Annotated in this window: 14 protein-coding genes and 3 pseudogenes; 10 read left to right on the top strand and 7 right to left on the bottom strand. The window is 53.0% G+C overall.

Going from position 1 to position 17,755, the window contains the following annotated elements; all coding sequences use genetic code 11:
- Positions 1 to 123: 123 nt before the first annotated feature.
- From uspE to dalD, 5 genes are all read right to left on the bottom strand, one after another.
- The gene (gene uspE / locus A1830_RS03315) at positions 124 to 1,074 is read right to left on the bottom strand and encodes a universal stress protein UspE (RefSeq protein ID WP_067701718.1); all 951 of its coding nucleotides are present in this window, start codon (positions 1,072 to 1,074) and stop codon (positions 124 to 126) included.
- A gap of 165 nt (positions 1,075 to 1,239) precedes the next feature.
- Positions 1,240 to 1,995: an FNR family transcription factor gene (locus A1830_RS03320; protein ID WP_067701719.1), complete on the bottom strand. Its 756-nt coding sequence runs from the start codon at positions 1,993 to 1,995 to the stop codon at positions 1,240 to 1,242.
- A 153-nt stretch (positions 1,996 to 2,148) separates the two neighbouring features.
- Positions 2,149 to 3,438, bottom strand: a complete 1,290-nt coding sequence (locus A1830_RS03325; protein ID WP_067701721.1) for an MFS transporter — start codon at positions 3,436 to 3,438, stop codon at positions 2,149 to 2,151.
- 54 nt (positions 3,439 to 3,492) lie between these two features.
- Entirely contained in the window at positions 3,493 to 4,962 is a 1,470-nt protein-coding gene (gene xylB / locus A1830_RS03330; protein WP_067701723.1) for a xylulokinase, read from the bottom strand.
- Entirely contained in the window at positions 4,946 to 6,367 is a 1,422-nt protein-coding gene (dalD, locus tag A1830_RS03335; protein ID WP_067701726.1) for a D-arabinitol 4-dehydrogenase, read from the bottom strand. Before dalD ends, xylB begins: the two co-directional genes overlap by 17 nt.
- Positions 6,368 to 6,539: 172 nt before the next feature.
- On the opposite strand from dalD, the gene A1830_RS03340 reads away from it, so the two are divergent.
- From A1830_RS03340 to A1830_RS03350, 3 genes and pseudogenes are all read left to right on the top strand, one after another.
- On the top strand, positions 6,540 to 7,493 hold the full coding sequence (locus A1830_RS03340) for a sugar-binding transcriptional regulator (RefSeq protein ID WP_067701729.1): 954 nt from the start codon (positions 6,540 to 6,542) through the stop codon (positions 7,491 to 7,493).
- Between the two features lie 97 nt (positions 7,494 to 7,590).
- Positions 7,591 to 8,157: a DNA endonuclease SmrA gene (gene smrA, locus A1830_RS03345; protein ID WP_067701732.1), complete on the top strand. Its 567-nt coding sequence runs from the start codon at positions 7,591 to 7,593 to the stop codon at positions 8,155 to 8,157.
- A gap of 129 nt (positions 8,158 to 8,286) precedes the next feature.
- Positions 8,287 to 8,891, top strand: a pseudogene (locus tag A1830_RS03350) (DUF4225 domain-containing protein); the annotation flags it as partial.
- 38 nt (positions 8,892 to 8,929) lie between these two features.
- Here A1830_RS03350 and A1830_RS22070 read toward each other — a convergent pair.
- Positions 8,930 to 11,907 (bottom strand): annotated as a pseudogene (locus A1830_RS22070) (Tn3 family transposase).
- 167 nt (positions 11,908 to 12,074) lie between these two features.
- On the opposite strand from A1830_RS22070, the gene A1830_RS03360 reads away from it, so the two are divergent.
- The 6 genes and pseudogenes from A1830_RS03360 to A1830_RS21120 all read left to right on the top strand — a co-directional run.
- Complete coding sequence (locus A1830_RS03360) at positions 12,075 to 12,725, top strand: recombinase family protein (protein ID WP_067701738.1); 651 nt, start codon at positions 12,075 to 12,077, stop codon at positions 12,723 to 12,725.
- 58 nt (positions 12,726 to 12,783) lie between these two features.
- Complete coding sequence (locus tag A1830_RS21105; RefSeq protein WP_073980954.1) at positions 12,784 to 13,305, top strand: PAAR domain-containing protein; 522 nt, start codon at positions 12,784 to 12,786, stop codon at positions 13,303 to 13,305.
- An 11-nt stretch (positions 13,306 to 13,316) separates the two neighbouring features.
- Positions 13,317 to 13,847 (top strand): PAAR domain-containing protein, encoded by a 531-nt coding sequence (locus A1830_RS21110; protein ID WP_073980947.1) that lies wholly within the window; start codon positions 13,317 to 13,319, stop codon positions 13,845 to 13,847.
- 2 nt (positions 13,848 to 13,849) lie between these two features.
- Entirely contained in the window at positions 13,850 to 15,028 is a 1,179-nt protein-coding gene (locus tag A1830_RS03375; protein WP_067701740.1) for a hypothetical protein, read from the top strand.
- A 2-nt stretch (positions 15,029 to 15,030) separates the two neighbouring features.
- On the top strand, positions 15,031 to 15,417 hold the full coding sequence (locus tag A1830_RS21115) for a hypothetical protein (RefSeq protein ID WP_073980948.1): 387 nt from the start codon (positions 15,031 to 15,033) through the stop codon (positions 15,415 to 15,417).
- Between the two features lie 140 nt (positions 15,418 to 15,557).
- A pseudogene (locus tag A1830_RS21120) lies at positions 15,558 to 15,776 on the top strand (DUF4225 domain-containing protein); the annotation flags it as partial.
- On the opposite strand, the gene A1830_RS03380 reads toward A1830_RS21120, so the two are convergent.
- Positions 15,773 to 16,087, bottom strand: coding sequence for a hypothetical protein (locus A1830_RS03380; protein WP_067701742.1), 315 nt, complete (start codon positions 16,085 to 16,087; stop codon positions 15,773 to 15,775). The pseudogene A1830_RS21120 and the gene A1830_RS03380 sit on opposite strands and share 4 nt — an antisense overlap.
- 301 nt (positions 16,088 to 16,388) lie before the next feature.
- On the opposite strand from A1830_RS03380, the gene A1830_RS03385 reads away from it, so the two are divergent.
- Complete coding sequence (locus A1830_RS03385; protein WP_067701744.1) at positions 16,389 to 17,711, top strand: MFS transporter; 1,323 nt, start codon at positions 16,389 to 16,391, stop codon at positions 17,709 to 17,711.
- Positions 17,712 to 17,755 lie beyond the last annotated feature (44 nt).

Consider the following 17,755-nt stretch of genomic DNA (forward strand, 5'->3'; position numbering starts at 1 on the left):
AACAAGGTTGTTGAGCCGGAAATAAAAGGGAAATGCTTAAGCATTTCCCTTTTTAATGAAGCTTCTGAGATCTGAAGCGTCTGATCTAACCCACACCGCTCTTATCCTGCCGCTTTGGGTGCCTTAATCGTCCGAATCGTCGTCCAGCTCAATAGGGGACACAAAGCCATCGGGTTTAATTGCCAGCAGATCGCAGCGAAGGTGATCGATAACCTGTTCAGCGGTATTGCCGAGGAAGGCGGCTGACAGCCCGGTACGGCCAATGGTGCCCAGTACCACTACGCCTGCGTCAAGCTGCTCTGCCAGTCCGGGGATCACATCTTCCGGCAGACCTTTTTCAACGTGGGTAAACTTTTCATCAATGCCAAACTGCTGGCGCAGCGCCTTCATTGCCAGCAGGTGCTGGCCGCGAATGGCATCGTTATAGACGCTGGGGTCAAAGTCGGGCAGCTCAATAGCAATATTGATCGGCGTAACCGGGTAGGCGCCAATAAGATGGACATCGGTATGATTAACCATCTCTGCCAGCTCCAGCGTCTCCTTCACCAGCCGGGTATTCAGCGGGTCGTGATGCGGCTCCTCACTGGCGAGGTTCACGGCAACCACGGCTTTACCGCCCTCCGGCCAGGGCTGGTCTTTCACCATCCACACCGGGCACGGGCACTTACGCAGCAGATGCCAGTCGGTTGGGGTGAAGACCACCGACTGGAGCCTGTCGTGCTGATGTGTCATTTTCAGGACCAGATCGTAATGGCCGTTGAGCACTTCCTGAATAATCGCCTCAAAGGGACGGTTATGCCAGACGACCTTGATATCAATCGTGACCCCGGCATCCAGATAGGCCCGGGCCTGTTCACGTATCCATTCGGTTCGCTGGCTTACCACGCCCTGGCGCATCGTGGATCGTTCATCAGGAGAGAGCAGCGTGGTCATCTCGTAGGAGAAGTCATAAATTGGCAGGAAGGCAGTGATACGGCCTCCCAGGCGCTGATTAAGATAGACAGCACGTCGGAGCGCGGGCTGATCGTCCTGCTGAGGATCGATCGCCACGAGAATGTTTTGATACTTAGCCATAACGGTTTCTCCATACACTGAGCGTGTCAGCTTAAAGATAGCCTAATCAGGTCAGGGGAAGAAGTTAAAAGTTATAGCGGGATCAATATTATAACAAATAATCATAAGCCTGAGGCGTCGCCAGGCTAAGAGGGCGTCGGGCTGGCAGGCCAGCCCGACGAAGGTTCAGGCGATAGCGCGACTCTGACCGGCAAGCTCGGCCAGCAGGTCGTGGTTTTCAATCGTAATATACTTACCCTTTACCGCCAGCATACCGCTCTTCTGGAAGCGGCCCAGCAGGCGGCTGATGGTTTCTACCGTCAGTCCCAGGTAGTTACCGATATCACCGCGGGTCATGGTCAGACGGAACTCACGCTGCGAAAAACCACGCTGTCCAAAGCGGCGCGACAGGCCGTAAATAAACGCAGCGAGGCGCTCTTCGGCATTTTTCTTCGACAACAGCAGGATCATCTCCTGATCGCCCTTAATCTCGCCGCTCATCAGACGCATCATCTGCTGACGCAGGCTGGGCATCTTACCGGAGAGGTCATCGAGCGTTTCAAAGGGGATCTCACACACCATGGCGGTTTCCAGCGCCTGAGAGAAGCTGGGGTGTTCGCCCATGCTGATGGCATCAAAACCCACCAGGTCACCCGCCAGATGAAAGCCGGTGATCTGCTCGTCACCCTGTTCGGTGATGGTATAGCTCTTAATTGTCCCTGAACGAATAGCATAAAGCGATTTCAGCTCATCGCCTGCCTTAAACAGGGTCTGGCCTTTCTGGATCGGCTTTTTGCGTTCAATGATGTTATCCAGCTGATCGAGCTCGTGTTCGTTCAGCGTGAAGGGGATACAGAGCTGGCTGATGCTGCAATCCTGACAGTGAATTGCACACCCGCCAGACTGAATACGCCTGCTGATAATACGCTTTTCAGGGATCATAGTGATACGCTCGACTGATTATTGACTAAGGTCAATTTTAACATTTTTTAGTTACAAAAAGGAACTCATCAGAGCAGTTTTAGCCACATAAAGCAAAAGGGATAGCCCACATTCAGGCTATCCCTTTACGTAACTTACTGATTCAATGCAGGACTACTTGTTTTGTAGCGGAACGGCTTCGCCATAGCCTTTTGACTCCTGACTTGCCGATATGCGTGCGGGCTGCTCGACGCGGATAATCAGCGTCAAAATCCCTGCAAACAGGTAGAGACCAGTATAGGTCCAGACCACGCCGACGATATCAAAGAAAGGCAGCACCAGCGAAGCGATTGCTGGCGCAAGGAAATTACTGAGACCTGCCGAAAGATTATAAATCGAGATGGCCGCGCCTTTATGCTTTGGTTCCAGCACCGGGAAAACGGCCGTCATCGGCACAAATGCCGCCACGGTAATGCCCAGCATCACGGCGGGTATCATCGCCACCCAATAGTTGTGGCCGAAGGTGACGGGCAGATAATAGAAGGCGAGGCTCGATATCGCACAGCCAAGGCAGCCAAACCAGCGTACCTGGCGGATCCAGCCAATGTATTCGCCCAGCACGCCCCACATTATATTGGTGAAAATGGTGATGAAGAAGAACACCGCCCAGATTTGCAACCACTCGGACATGGTAAAGCCCAGCCTGCCAACAAACAGCAGCGGCATAACCACCGCAAAGCCGAACAGCGAAAGCGTGTTAATGATGCGGATCAGACAGGCAAGGAAAATATTGCGATTGGTGAACAGGATGGTCACTGCCCGCGACAGCTCGGTGAGTTTTTCCCGCGTGGAGAGGTTAGCTTTCTCACTTTCCCCCCCGACGTTACGCAGCAAAAACATCGCCATCAGGCCGCCGACGACCACCCAGGCAATGGCAAACCATAGCGTACCCGTTTCGCCCATCCAGGGAATGGTAAAGCTGGGAAGATAGCTACCGACGCAGCCAATACCAATAGAATACATCGCCCAGAACCACCCCATCGCGGAGGAGAGCCGGTGCTTCGGTACATTCTGCACGACCAGCATAACAAATGAGTAAATAAAAAGCGGATAGGCCAGTCCGCGAATGCCGTAAAACAGCAGCATCAGCGGATAGTTGCGCATTCCCAGTCCCAGGGTCATAAACAGAATATGCATGATCACCCACAGGAAAAAGCCGATACGCATGGCCCGCTGCGGAGTGATAATTTCTGCCACCACCCCGGAGCTCCACGCCGCCAGTGCGGCTGCGGCACCATAAAGGGTAAAGACCAGCGCCGACTGAGACGGGGTAAAGCCCATATCGGTAATATGTTTGGAGAGAAAGGCCATCTCAAAGCCGTCGCCGCTCATAAACACGGCTATAGCGATATAGCCCCAGAACAGAGAGAGCGGCAGTCCGAACCAGTGTTTTTCTGATTTCATAATAATTCCTCTGATGCATGCAGGGCCCGGACGGACATGGCGGCCGGGTAGAGTTTAGAAACCGAGTGCGCGGGCCTCGCGCTGTTGTTGGTAGAGCAGGCGAAAGTGAGCAAGGCGCTTGCGCAGCATCACCTGGCGTCCCGCATCGGGCAGATACCGTTTCAGCTCCGGCGGCTTGCGGCAGACGGTGGTCTGTTCCCCACCATCCGCCAGCCAGCCCAGCCGCGCGGCACCGAGCGCGCCGCCCGCTTCACCGCCCTGGTGGGTTATAATGGGAAGATCCAACACGTCGGCCATCAGCTGTGCCCACCAGGGACTGCGGGCGCCGCCGCCCGTCAGGGAACAGCATTCCAGCGAGGTGCCCGCTTCGCTCAGCACTTTCATGCCGTCGGCCATGCCAAAGGTCACGCCCTCCAGCACGGCATAGGCCAGCGCGGCGCGCTGCGTACTGTGCGTCAGGCCATGAAACGAACCCGTGGCATCGGGATCGTTATGCGGCGTGCGTTCGCCCGAAAGATAAGGCAGAAATAGCGGGGCGATCTGCTGTTCGGACAGGCTTAAGGTCGCTACTTCAGAGAGCAGCGTCGTTTCAGATGCACCCAGTAAATCACACAGCCAGCGCAGGGCGCTGGCGGCGGTCAGCATCACGCTCATCTGATGCCAGCGGTCCGGGATAGCATGGCAAAAGGCATGGACCGCAGAGGCGGGATTCGGGCGAAAGCGATCGTTGACGGCAAACAGCACCCCGGAGGTCCCCAGCGAGATAAAAGCATCACCGGGTTCCACTGCGCCAATGCCTACCGCGCTGGCGGCGTTATCCCCGCCGCCTCCGGCTATAATCACCTCTTCGCTCAGTCCCCAGTTTCGTGCCAGTTCAGCCTTAAGCTTCCCGGCCGGCTGCGATCCCTCGACGAGGCGGGGCATATGGTCACGCGTCAGACCGCAGGCTGCCAGCAGGCTGTCTGACCAGTCACGTCTGGCCACATCCAGCCACAGCGTACCTGCGGCGTCGGACATATCGCTGATTTTTTCACCGCACATTTTCCAGCGCAGATAGTCTTTTGGCAGCAGCACGCTTGCGGTCTGCGCGAAGATCTGCGGTTCATGCCGTGCCACCCAGAGCAGCTTAGGCGCGGTAAACCCTGGCATGGCGAGGTTGCCCGCGACAGCCGCAAGGTCAGGGGCCATCGCCGTCAGCTCCGTGCACTCCGCCGCGCTGCGGGTGTCGTTCCATAATATACAGGGGCGAAGCACGCGGTTATCTCTGTCCAGCAGCACGGCACCGTGCATCTGGCCCGACAGGCCGATAGCACGTATCTGCGACCACTTGTCGCCCACTTTCTGCCGCAGTTCACCTATCGCCTGCTGAGTCGCCTGCCACCACTGTGCCGGATCCTGTTCTGACCAGCGCGGATGAGGGCGCTGGACACTCAGCCTGGCCCCGGCGGTGGCAACCACGTCGCCCCGATCGTTAATCACCAGCGTCTTGATTTCCGAGGTTCCGGCATCAATTCCCAGATACATAATCGACTCCCTCGTCGCTTACCGACTGGGGCTGTTTTGCCCAGTCGGTCAGGCTGGTTACGGTGTCCTGTAGCAGGGTGGCAAATTCCGCTTTATGGGCGAGGGGACCAAACAGCGTCTCATCGCTGGCAAAACGCTGTAGTGCATCCTCCCGGCCCAGCAGGGCATGCAGTTCGGGCGCATTGAGCGCACCATCCTGATAGGCATACGGGAGTGCCTCAGCGTGCCAGCGCTGGAGGAAAAGAAAGAACAGGGCGGGAAGAACCGCGGTTGCACGCGGCGTCTCGCCGCTGGCATAGCGTTCCATTAGCGTAGGGGTGATGAAGCCCGGTATTTTAGAGAGGCCGTCTGCCGCCACGCGCTGGTTGGTGTCACGTATCCAGGGATTCGCAAAGCGGGCCAGCACCACATCACGATACTCTTCAAGGTCAAGCGGGCTGGGCAGAAGCGAGGGGATAACATCCTGCGTGACATACTCCCACGCCATCTCCTTGATCTCCGGAGTTTGCGTACTCTGATGGATGCAGAGCTGCCCCACCAGCGTGCCTGCCCAGGCAATGCAGCTGTGGCTGGCGTTCAATATACGGATTTTCGCCTCTTCCCAGGGCAGAACCGAGTCCACCAGTTCGACGCCGACATTTTCCAGCGCCGGGCGGCCCGCAGCGAAATCATCTTCGATTACCCACTGAATAAACGACTCGGCCATCACCGGTGCGCTGTCGCGAAAGCCGGTGGCCTTCAGCACGCGCGGTGCGATATCGTCGGTCGGGCGAGGAGTGATGCGATCGACCATAGTATTGGGCGACGTGGTCTGGTCACGCACCCAGGCGTACAGCGCTTCCTCTTTGCGCAGCGAAAGGAAGGTCAAAAAGCCCTGGCGGAAGCGCTCACCGTTATGGCGAAGATTGTCACAGTTCAGCAGGGTGACCGGATCCCCGTGCGCGGCCATACGCGCCAGCAGCACGCGGGTCAGCGCACCATACAGGGTACGCGCTTCGCCCTGCAGGTCAGCCTGAATATCGGGATGCTGAGCATCAAGCTGATGATCGTTATCCAGATAGTAGCCGCTCTCCGTCACGGTAAAGGCAATTACGCGCGTTGCCGCATCGGCTCCCTGAGCAATCATCCCTTTCAGCTCAGCGTCCCAGGGGACAATGGTTCTGATCGAACTGATTTTTTCGTAGGCGCGATCCCCTTCCGGCGTCACGGTCTCCAGCACATACTCCCCTTGCTGCGCGGTCAGTGCCGTCAGCAGCGGGACGGCGTCGTCACGAATATTACTCAGTGCAATATGCCACGTTTTGTCCCCCTGTTCGCGCAGGCGGTGGAGATACCAGGCCTGATGGGCGCGATGGAAAGAGCCAGCACCGATGTGCATCCAGACGGAATGGGTTGAAGCAGTCATCATACTCTCCTGTTAATTGGGCATTTGCTCTCACCATGAGCTTTTGCCTGATGTGCTATAGCCTGCTGTCAAACTGAGCTGTTGTCTGCGGAACCGATCACACAATTTGCTTTTGCCCGAAAGCTGGGCAATTATTCAGAGTAAGCTTAGAAAAAAGTTGCAGAGCACACTCATGAGCAAGCACGACAGGAAGCTGGACCAGGCTGCCCGGGCCGCCTGGCTGTACTACGTTGCGGGGGAAACCCAGCATCAGATTGCCGACAGGCTGGGCGTTTCCCGCCAGGTGGCGCAGCGTCTGGTCGCCATGGCCAGCGAGCAGGGACTGGTTAGCGTCACCATTGCGCATCCGGTCGCAGACTGTATGACGCTGGCCGGGCGCCTTAAAACGCGCTTCAAACTCGATTTTTGCCAGGTGGTGCCCTCGTCAGGTGCGGGGCCAGAGGGGCTTCAGCAGATGATTGCCGTGGCAGGGGCGGAGGTGATGGGGCAGACATTAAAGCTCGAAACGCCACAGACCATCGCCGTGGGATCGGGCAGAACGCTACGCGCCACGATAGATGAATTGCCGCTATTCGATCGTCCGCAACACAGCTGCGTCTCGCTGATTGGCGCGATTGCCAGCGATGGCTCCTGTACCCGCTACGACGTGCCGCTGTGGATGGCGGAGAAAACGCAGGGACGCTATTTTATTCTGCCCGCGCCACTCTACGCCGACAGCGAACAGGATCGCGCGCTGTGGTGCAACCACCGGATCTACCGTACGGTCACCGAGAAAGCCGCGCAGGCGGATGTGCTCTATGTCGGGATCGGGCAGGTTGCGCCTGGCTGTCCGCTCAATGTCGACGGTTTTATCAGCGACGAGCAGGTCGCCATGCTGGAAAAACAGCAGGTAGCCGCCGAAATGCTCGGGCATTTCATCGGTGAGGACGGACAGCGGGTCAGCAGCGATCTGGATGCGCGGCTCACCAGCGTCAGGCTGACCTCCGCCACCTCGCGCAGCGTCATCGCTTTTGCCGGAGGGCAGGAGAAGCATCGGGCAATCTGCGCCGTGCTGAAAGGGGGATGGATATCAGGCCTGGTGACGGACGAAGAGAGCGCCAGATTTGCCCTGGCGGCAGAGGATTAGGGAAAGACGCTCGCCCGGAAGATTTGCTAAACTTGTCCGGCAGTCATTTCCGCGTGAGTCGCCCTCCGCCTCACGCTGACCCCATCGGAGGCATGCGATGACAAATCCTGATGATAACGCGCTGTTCAGAGAGGCAATGGGCGACGTTACGCCGCTGAGTGATGGTGAGAATGTTCTCTGGTTAAGACCTCCCACGCTCACTCCTCCACGATTGCCCGACGACGACACGCCAGATAATCCGCTGATCGACAGCCTGGACGATCTGCTGCCGCTTATCACCCCGCTGGAATATAAAGCCGAGGGGATCCAGCAGGGCGTGCTGGACAAGCTGCGCCAGGGAAAGTATCGCCCCCAAGCCAGCCTGAATCTCATCCGCCAGCCGGTTGAATCCTGTCGTCAGTCGCTCTATCAATTTATGTGCCAGTCGGAAAAGGACAATATTCGCAATCTGTTAATTATTCATGGTAAAGGCCGGAATACGACCTCTCATGCCAATATTGTGCGCAGTTTTCTCTCACGCTGGCTGCAGCAGTTTGAAAACGTCCAGAGTTTCTGTAGTGCACAGGTTCAGCACGGCGGAAGCGGGGCCTGCTACGTGGCGCTGCGTAAAAGTGAACGTGCGCGACTGGATAATCGTGAGCGTCATGCTAAACGCAGCCGCTGATTGACAGGACGACTGAGTCACCGAAAAGCGTTATTAACGTGCATACGGCGACGAGGCGTCGCTTTGTTTAACCGCATCTGTGGTCTGACTAGGGGTATCATCAGCGATGTATATACAGGGAGAAATAAAATGGATGCGGCATTGCTTGATATGATGCGCTCTGGCGGAAGAAATAAAGCCTGGGCCAAAACAATGGTTAATCTTGAGGCAAGAAAGCTTATCAATACAGCTAATACACTGTCTGCTTTCAATCTCAGAGACGGGCTGACCCGGATGAAATTTGTCCAGGAAATAAAAGAGGTTGTAGAGCAGCAGTTCACCGCCGTACGACGCGCAAAGTCTGATGAAGAGTGCATGGCCTGCATAAAAACCCTTAGGGCAGAGACCGAAAATCTTGAAGAGCAGGATCGAATGCTGCGCACGAAAGTAGCGAAACTTTATGCCAAAGTGGAGTTTGTCCGGGAAAATAATAAGATTGTCGGGTATGTGATTTCGGCGGTAAATGTAGTGCTATCAGGCGTGGTGCTCTTCGGTGGGTTTGTGATGTTATCCACAATGGGTCCGATAGGAATGCTGGCCGGTGCGGTCTTAATTGTTGACGGAATTAACGGTTTATTAAGGAAACAATCAATTTTACACAGCCAACGGGCTACAGACATTCACAGGGAATTGTTGCAGATTCCGTGATGCAAACAGCCCAGTTTATGGGATTCAGTCCGAAAACAGGGTTGGCTTTTTAGGGCTCCGTTTGGGAAACGGAAAATATTGTACGTTACGATGATTTTTTGTACTGACTGACATCAACTGGCCGCAAAGGACGATACTTCCCTTCAGCCAGTTTTTTATTGTTTCGCCAGATAAAGTCTCCAGTCAGATTAATATGCTCCCAGCCCAGCGGAGACAAGTGTGACAACAATTGCTCATTGAGATGTAGCCCCTTTTTTTTCAGCAGGTTAATGGCGTTTTCTATATATACGGTATTCCACAATGTGATCGCGGCGGTAATCAGCGTCAGTCCGCTGGCCCGGTAACTCTGGTTTTCCAGACCTCGATCCCTTATTTCGCCAAGACGATGCATGAAGACGGCTCTGGCAACGGCATTCCGGGCTTCTCCTTTATTCAGACCGGCCTGAACCCTGCGACGCAATGCTGGATCGCGGAACCAGTCCAGCATAAACAAAGTTCGCTCAATACGGCCAATTTCCCTCAGCGCCTTGGCAAGTCCATTCTGTTTCGGATAGCTGGCCAGTTTTTTCAGCATCAGAGAAGCGGTCACCGTTACCTGTTTGATTGAGGTCGCCAGCCTCAGAATTTCATCCCAATGGGTTTCTATCTCTTTGATATTCAGTCGGGTTGTGGAAATAATAGACTATAGAGCCGGATATTTATCAGCCTTCCCCTGAATAAATAACCGTTTGTCGTGAAGATCCCGGATCCTTGGTGCAAAAGCGAACCTCAGCAGATGCATCAGCGCAAAAATATGTTCCGTGAAACCTGCCGTATCGGTGTAATGCTCCGTGATTTCAAGATCACTTTCGTGATACAGCAGGCCATCAAGTACGTGGGTGGAATCACGAACACGGCTGATCACTTTGGTGTAAAACGGACTGTACTGGTCAGAAATATGGGTATAAAACTGACCCCCCGGCTCCTGACCGTACTTCAGATTAACCTGACCCGCATAGCGGCCGTGGCTGCCAATCCGAAAATTCTGGACGTCAGAAGATGAGGTTGAACCATCTCCCCATAATGCCGCCAGCGGACGTGACTTCTGGGCATTAACCCGTTCGGCCAGTGCAGCAGAGTACGTTTCATCACGGATATACCATGCCTGCATATTTTCCAGCGAAGCCCGTGTGGTTCCCGGACAGGACTCTGCCATTTTAGTCAGCCCCAGATTGATGCCATCCGCCAGGATGGTGGTGAGAAGCAAACGATCATCCTGCGGGCGGGTAAGCGGGTTCTTCAGGTGGGTAAAATGACGCGTGAAGGCTGTCCATCGTTCAACTTCATCCAGTATTTCTTTAATTTTGGGGTGCGGCAACATGTTGTAAATCAGGTCAGCCAGTGGTGAGACTGTTGAAGGAACGCTGTTATCCAGCGGGGTGATCTTTACACCTTTATCTGAAATATCCACATCGGGAAGATCCCCGGCAGCGGCCATTGCATTAACTTCCTCCAGCCGGGTGGCCAGTAGCGTCCGCCTCGCCTTAAGATAAGCCCCGCACTCTGTTTCAACAGGTAAATTTAACTGGTTATTATTTAATAACTTTTCGAAATCGTCGTCAGGCATAAGATAGTCATCAAAGTCTTTGTAGCGCCGGGAGCCCCGGACCCATATATCACCGGCCCGCAGTGCCCCCTTCAGCTCGTTCATTGCGCAAATTTCATAGTATTGTCGGTCAATACCTGAGGGAGTGACCACCATCTTTTTCCAGCTCTCAGGAATGAAATCCAGCGGTGCCGATGAAGGAACCTTTCTTAGCTGTTTACGGTACATCTCACGGATAGTATCAAGGGCATTATTAAGTGGTAAGGCGGCCGGAGTGGCCCTCAGTTGCAGGGCCGATAACAACCGGGAAGAATATTTGCGCAGTGTGCTGAATTTTTCGGTAATAAGATGAAGCGGTTCGAAATTATCCTTGCGTGCTAGAATTCGGGTTTCCTCCAGGCTGGCGGCAAAATCTTCCCACGGTAATATCTGTCCAACAGCAGACAGAGGATCTTCGCCTGCGTTGCGTGCATCCAGGATAGCCTGTCCAACGGAAACATACTGACGTAATTTCTGCTGCCCGTTTTCTGAAGGCATTCGGCCTGCTGACGTTTTGCCCGGCTGAACATACTGCCCAGTATACGTTCATGCAGTTCTATAATTTCATCAATGATTGTGGCTCTGGCCTCAGTCAGTACACAGACCATCGTTGCATACCGACGTGCAGAGACAAAATCAGCTAAATCGCGACTGCTCATTTTGCGACCTTCCCGCGCGAGTTTCAGCAGCCGGTTCTGGTGAACGGTTCTCTCCACACCTTCCGGTAGCGTCAGTGCTTCAATGGCGTTAAGGCGGTCTATGTGTTGCAGGACATTCTTTCCATTGATCTTCCCCGGAGGCTGAAGCAACCACGTCAAACGGGGGATTTGTTTTTCAGTTGTCACCAGTAGCGAATCAAGCGCTGATTTATGCGTGACGCCAAGGTGCGTATTCAGCGTGGTATAAACCGCTTTATCACCCAGCGTCATTGCTTCAGCACAGGTACGTTCCACAACATCAATACCAGGAACAATAATTCGCTGTTGATGCAGATGTTTCAGTAATTCCTCTGCGATAAGCATTCCCCGGTCAGTCCGGGTAGATAGAGGGAGCAGATACTGGATACATTCTTTCTGAAATGCCCCATTAAAAGCCTTCAGTTCCAGATAACGATAAAGTTCCCCCGGGTGTTCACGCCGGGTCGTATCACGGCCGGAAATATATTCCTGCCAGAGTTCTGCTGAAAGTTTAAGGCGGTTGCCAATGACTCTGAGCAATTCTGCCGGCGGAGACGATTTTTTATCCGGAGCAAACCCGATATTTTTCAGATAACAGAGAAGGACGGCAAAACCAAACCGACTGGCGGGTTTACGGTGAGCATTAATAAATGCCAGATCCTGCTCGCTGAAATAGGCCATTCGGGTTAGCGTTAACTCATCGTCTGGTAATGCCAGTAATGATTCTCTTTCCGACAGAGAAAGAATTTGCCTCCTTGCCATATAGTTTCCCTCATAAATTATTCGATGCGTTATTTTTAACAAAAATGGTTATCGCATAAGGGTACACCCTGACGCCATAAGCAAAACGTGGCGGCACACGATAAATGACATAACCTATATGCGATAGAATAAATGCAATAACCTAAATGCGATAATATGGTCAAAAAATGTTCATCAGAGCTTATTTAAGGGCATCGACGGAAGATCAGTTCGCCGATCGGGCAAAAGAGATGCTGGAGCAGTTCGTCCAGGAACGGGGGCATAAAATCGCCAGCTACTATCGGGAGAACATCAGCGGTACAAAACTTGACCGTCCGGAGCTGGGCCGCTTACTAATGGACAGTCACCGTAATGATATTTTGCTGGTCGAGCAGATAGACCGCCTGACCCGTCTCAGCAACAGTGACTGGATGACGCTGAAAAAGCAGATAGAACAACACGAGTTGCGGATTGTCAGCCTGGATGTCCCCACTTCATGGCAGGCACTGTCAGATAAAGACCCTTCGCAGGTCGACCCTATCACCCGCGCCGTGATAACCGCCATCAATAATATGCTTATCGATCTGATGGCCGCGATGTCGCATAAGGACTGGCTGAGTCGCCGCCAGCATCAAAAGCAAGGAATTGAACGGGCCCATACGCTGGGTAAATACCGGGGAAAACAGGCCGATCAGGAACGGCATCAGAAAGTCCTGTACTACCGGCAGGTCAAGAAACTCAGTATCAGGGACACAGCGGATGCAACGGGATACAGCCCTTCCCAGATATGCCGCATTCAGGCGCTGTACCGACAATCAGAAGCGAGTGATTTTGGTTAAGTCGTGATTGCTGTATGATGCCGATGAGTATAACCGCTTATATATTGAGGGATTAATAATGGCAAGAGCACTGGCCTGCCTGGGCGACAAAACAAGTTATGGGGAAATCATTTCTGCCACTGCGACCTGGTTTGAGGGAAATAAAGCAATAGCCCGGACCGGTGACAAGGCATCATGCAGTAAATGTGATGGCTACTTTGAACTTCTGGCTTCGGCTCAGGACTGGGCCGAAGAAGGGCGGGCTTATGTTGCCACGGGTGACAGAGTGTTATGCCATTGCCCGGACCATTACGTTTTCGGCTCTGCCACACAGTATACCAGCACGATGCCGGGTACCCTGACCTCCCGCAATACCCATCATACCTCCATTACTGCACAGCAAGCTCAGGACTCCAGCGCCCGGAACTGTATTCGCTTTCAGTGCGCCAGTGACGAGGGGCAGCTAATGGCCGGTTGCCGTTATACCCTGATGTTCGCGGACGGACGCTCTGAAGCTGGCGTTACCGATGAGCACGGGGTTACTGGATGGCATTATGCCGAATCGGCAGACGATATCAGCCTGCATATTCTTACGGACTGAGGAAAACATGTATGTCAGACAACAGATGGAGCGGTGTGCACGGCAAAAACTCCGGGCTTGATGGTGATAAAACGTCAACAGGGGCAGTCTGTTATGCCGGGAGTCAGGGCTGGTCGGTGAACGGAAGGCGAAAGCTCTACGTGGGCGATAAAACGTCACTCTGCCCGAAGTGCGGGCAGCCAGGAGTGATTGCTTCCGGCGATCTCCGGCAGACCAACCCACAGGGACGGGCCGTAGCCGTCGATGGTTCACCAGTACGCTGTGGATGTGCGACCGGAACGAACTTCGTTATTGCGGTGGGAAATCCGTCAACGGCAAAAATTGTCAGCGCACAGAGCCAGCCGGCACAGCAACCTTCTTCACGTAACACCCTTCGTTTTCAGTGTGCCGATGATGACGGCAGGCTGATGGTGGATTGCCGGTACGTTCTGATATTCCCGGAAGGCCACACCGAAACGGGGAGTACGGATAACCAGGGGATGACAGAGTGTCATTTTGCTGAATCCGCTGAAAATATTAACCTGCATATATTAATGGATTAATGATGGCTGTTTACCACCTCAGTACCCGTATTAACTCTAATGTCCCGGCTGATTCTTTGTTGTATGACCTGTGCATTTATCGCATGGACTCCAGCAGGAATAAATATCCTCTGGTGGATGTGAAACAACAGCCGTTTCTGGGTAATTATGAAACACATAGTCACATGGCCGGAAATATAAATGAGTCACTCTCGACCATTTATATTATGGAAATGAGGCTTTACCGAAAAACCATGTTACACACGCACTGTGTAACGCCTGTTCCGTTCACTAAGATGTACACGCTGGAAGAATTTGCATCAGGCAAAGCCTGGTCTCCGGTGAAGCGGGAAAACCCCTGTTATTTTGAGTCAAAAGGGACAATGAAGCCTGAAAGTCAGGGGGGCGAAACAAAGCAGATAAAAATCACCATTCCTGAACGACCGTTTATTGCTAAAGAATACTCCATTGGTAATCCCAGAGACCCTTTTGAAAAAAACAAAATTGAATCTGAGATAAACGACAGATTTTATCATTATTCTTACCCTTATCAGGATAGGGCAAGTGTATGTGGACCTGCTGCATTTTTTTACTGTGTTCAAATGGACCGTCCTGATGTATATGCACAAGCTGCCAGGGAACTATGGCGGTATGGAAAGACTAAAATAGGTGCACTGACAATCTCCCCTGGCGAAGGGTGTAAACACCCTTCAGGTATGTTTTATACAAGTGGAGGTCAGCCAAGGATCTTAGGGCTTGACTGGATGACACTGGCTGGACTCAGGGATTCAGAGAATACCATGCTGAGCTTTGAAGCTCTTGATTCTCCAGTTGCTGGCATCACAATGTGGCAAACACTAACGGAATGGTTTGAAAAGGCCGGTTATGAAAAGGTGTTCAGTAATGTAGGAATCACTCAGGCAGGCGTCCAGGGAATCAGAGATTTAAATAAGTATGTAGAGCAAGGCCATAAAGTTGTGACATTAATAAATGATGGACTGCTTGAAGGTAGTACAAACAACACGACATTACCTACGCACTGGGTTGTATGGGATGGTTCTGTAACACAGGATGATAATGGGTATGTTAATTTAAAATTATTTTCCTGGGGAAGGTCAGCTAATTGGATTAAACAGAAAAAAGATTTGCAATTTTTTATCAATAGATTCTTCGGGGGGATGGTTTTCAAACCATTAAAATAGCCATGAGGATATTTTCTGTTATTTATATTTCATTTTCAGTATCAGCATGTACTTTACATGCTGATGTTACTCCTGATGGTAATTCACTTAACTATGCTATAGTAGGAACGCCGTATGCCAGTGAAATAAATATAAATGGTGGTGCTGTATCATCTTTAGATTCTAGTGGGAAAGAAAGATTCGTAGGTGAAATAATTCCCCCCGATACAGGATTAACTTTAAGGTATTGTAATGATTCTCCTGCTCACAATTGCGTCAGGATTCAGGGAGTACCAGTAAAGCAGGGGATCGTCACCATACGAGTAGCAGGCGGATTGTTTGGCACTAATGTAGCGACAGGCGGGGAATTTGATAAAACATATACTATTAAGATCAAAGATTCAGAATGATCTTCTTAAGATCGTTTGAGTGGTGCGCAGTATCGAGATTCCCCTCAGAATACGAGAAGCCGCTCAGGTAGCGGTTCTCTCGTATCGAGATGGTCAAATTTTAGTCCTAGCGTACAATATTTTCCGTTTCCCAAACGGAGCCCTTTTATAACGGGGTCACTCTGGGGGCGAGTGCTTACAGTATTTTGGGGCTGGCACGAAATCCGGGGGCATGGAGATTATTTAGATGGATGCCGCGGGACTATTATCGCAAAGTAGAAACGATGAGCCGCCCCAAATTAACAATGAAGACTGTTGGTTACGGTGTGAAAGCAAAAGTGATTTTCGACCTTCTTACGACAGAAAGTGGCAATAGTTAACCTTTGAAGATTTTCCGGTAACGCCAGGATTTGTATGAAAGTTTCGGGGGCTGAGCAAATGACATGATGGTGATTCCAACGATAATCGCCAGCCCTCCCGCCATTACTCTGATGGGTGAAGTGAAAGCAACCAGTAATAGAAAAACAACAATACATACCCCTGTGACCCAGAGCAACGTACTAAATCGGCGGGCGAGATCATTGACCGCTTCTTCAAGAGTTCCGCCATAACTTTCCACGTTATTTTTGATTTTTTGAAGATCAGCATGGCTAAATCCTGACTCCAGCAATGCAGTTTCACTCACTTTCATAGCATTCCACCTTTCATCCCTAAAACTTGCAGATACTTCATGGCGAGTATACACGAAATAACTGACAAAACTGAACTGTCAGCGATAGCAAAGAAATCTAAATTTTTTGTAGACGAATCAGAGAATTGACTTACTAACGTGGTTTCTTGCGCGATTGGCCTTCCATTCCCGACGAGTATTGTTGCACACAAAATGGCCCTATTTATTCAGGAGAAATCGCGCGCAATCCGTTATCATAGCCGGCACTTTTTTGGGGTCACCGCCAGCCGATTGTGACCCGCCGGAACCAGGGAGCGATAACGTGGAGAGCACCGCCGCGATTGATGTACGAACCTTGATTAATGAGGGCAGCCTAAGCCGCTATCAGCAGCGCATTATCCTGCTCAGTTTTGCCGTCGTGGCGATGGACGGCATGGATATCGCCCTGATGGGGTTTATTGCCCCCGCGCTGAAAACGGCATGGGGCGTCAGTACCCAACAGCTGGGGGCGGTGATTGGTGCCGCGCTGGTGGGGCTGGCGTTGGGCGCGATGACGGCAGGCCCGCTGGCGGATCGCTTTGGCCGCCGGGTGATTATCATTAGCAGCGTGCTCTTTTTTGGCCTGCTAACGCTGGCGACGGCGTTTGCGAACAATCCTGAGCAGATGATGTTGTTCCGCTTTCTTACCGGGCTTGGCCTGGGCGCGGCCATGCCAAATGTGGGCACCCTGGTTGCAGAATACTCTCCGGCGCGCAGGCGCGCATTTCTGATCACCGTCGTATTTTGTGGCTTCACCTTCGGTGCGGCAGCAGGCGGCTTTGCCGCATCCTGGCTTATCCCCACGGCTGGCTGGCACGCGGTACTGATTTTGGGTGGCGTGCTGCCGTTAGTCATCGTTCCTTTTTTGCTGAAGTGGCTGCCGGAATCGGTGCAGTTCCTGCTTTCACGCGAGGCGCCTGCGCCGCTGATCCGCCAGATTGTCGAGCAGATGGCGCCGGGAACAACGGGGCCGGACAGCCACTTTGCCTGCGGTGAAAAAAAGGCTGACCGGGGCGCGGTCGGTCTGGTACTGACGCGACCTTACCTGTTTGGCAGCACTATGCTGTGGTGCGGCTACTTTATGGGGCTGTTTCTGGTTTATCTGATCGGCAGCTGGCTGCCGACGCTGATAAAAGACATGGGAATGACGGTGACGCAGGCGGCGCTGGTGACCGCTGTATACCAGGCTGGGGGGACGCTTGGCTCGCTGTTTGCGGGCTGGTTGATGGACCGTTTCAATGCCAATCTGGCGCTGGCGGCGATCTACTTCGTCGGTGCTATCGCCACGGTAGCGATTGGCTATGTGCCCGCGCATACGCTTACGCTGAGCCTGGTCGCCTTCGGCAGCGGTTTTTGCCTGAACGGTGCCAATACCGGAATGAATGCGCTCTCTGCCAGCTACTATCCTACCCATGCCCGGGCAACCGGGTCCAGCTGGATGCATGGAGTGGGGCGCATGGGGGCCATTCTCAGCGCCTTTGTTGGGGCGCAGATGCTGGCGATCGGCTGGCATATCACCGAGGTATTTACCAGTCTGGCCCTCCCGGCGCTGCTGACCACGCTGATGCTGCTGGCAAAATACCGCTATGGCTATCGTCGCGATTAGCCTTGCCGGATCACAGTTTGCTCATTTTTTTCTCTGTGCCGCTG

The organism is Erwinia sp. ErVv1, from assembly GCF_900068895.1.
Classification (GTDB): Bacteria; Pseudomonadota; Gammaproteobacteria; order Enterobacterales; family Enterobacteriaceae; genus Erwinia.

What these genes read in the sequence shown, in the direction of transcription:
- uspE (WP_067701718.1), bottom strand. Translation starts at nt 1,074, where the DNA reads ATGGCTAAGTATCAAAACATTCTCGTGGCGATCGATCCTCAGCAGGAC.
- A1830_RS03320 (WP_067701719.1), bottom strand. Translation starts at nt 1,995, where the DNA reads ATGATCCCTGAAAAGCGTATTATCAGCAGGCGTATTCAGTCTGGCGGG.
- A1830_RS03325 (WP_067701721.1), bottom strand. Translation starts at nt 3,438, where the DNA reads ATGAAATCAGAAAAACACTGGTTCGGACTGCCGCTCTCTCTGTTCTGG.
- xylB (WP_067701723.1), bottom strand. Translation starts at nt 4,962, where the DNA reads ATGTATCTGGGAATTGATGCCGGAACCTCGGAAATCAAGACGCTGGTG.
- dalD (WP_067701726.1), bottom strand. Translation starts at nt 6,367, where the DNA reads ATGACTGCTTCAACCCATTCCGTCTGGATGCACATCGGTGCTGGCTCT.
- A1830_RS03340 (WP_067701729.1), top strand. Translation starts at nt 6,540, where the DNA reads ATGAGCAAGCACGACAGGAAGCTGGACCAGGCTGCCCGGGCCGCCTGG.
- smrA (WP_067701732.1), top strand. Translation starts at nt 7,591, where the DNA reads ATGACAAATCCTGATGATAACGCGCTGTTCAGAGAGGCAATGGGCGAC.
- A1830_RS03360 (WP_067701738.1), top strand. Translation starts at nt 12,075, where the DNA reads ATGTTCATCAGAGCTTATTTAAGGGCATCGACGGAAGATCAGTTCGCC.
- A1830_RS21105 (WP_073980954.1), top strand. Translation starts at nt 12,784, where the DNA reads ATGGCAAGAGCACTGGCCTGCCTGGGCGACAAAACAAGTTATGGGGAA.
- A1830_RS21110 (WP_073980947.1), top strand. Translation starts at nt 13,317, where the DNA reads ATGTCAGACAACAGATGGAGCGGTGTGCACGGCAAAAACTCCGGGCTT.
- A1830_RS03375 (WP_067701740.1), top strand. Translation starts at nt 13,850, where the DNA reads ATGGCTGTTTACCACCTCAGTACCCGTATTAACTCTAATGTCCCGGCT.
- A1830_RS21115 (WP_073980948.1), top strand. Translation starts at nt 15,031, where the DNA reads ATGAGGATATTTTCTGTTATTTATATTTCATTTTCAGTATCAGCATGT.
- A1830_RS03380 (WP_067701742.1), bottom strand. Translation starts at nt 16,087, where the DNA reads ATGAAAGTGAGTGAAACTGCATTGCTGGAGTCAGGATTTAGCCATGCT.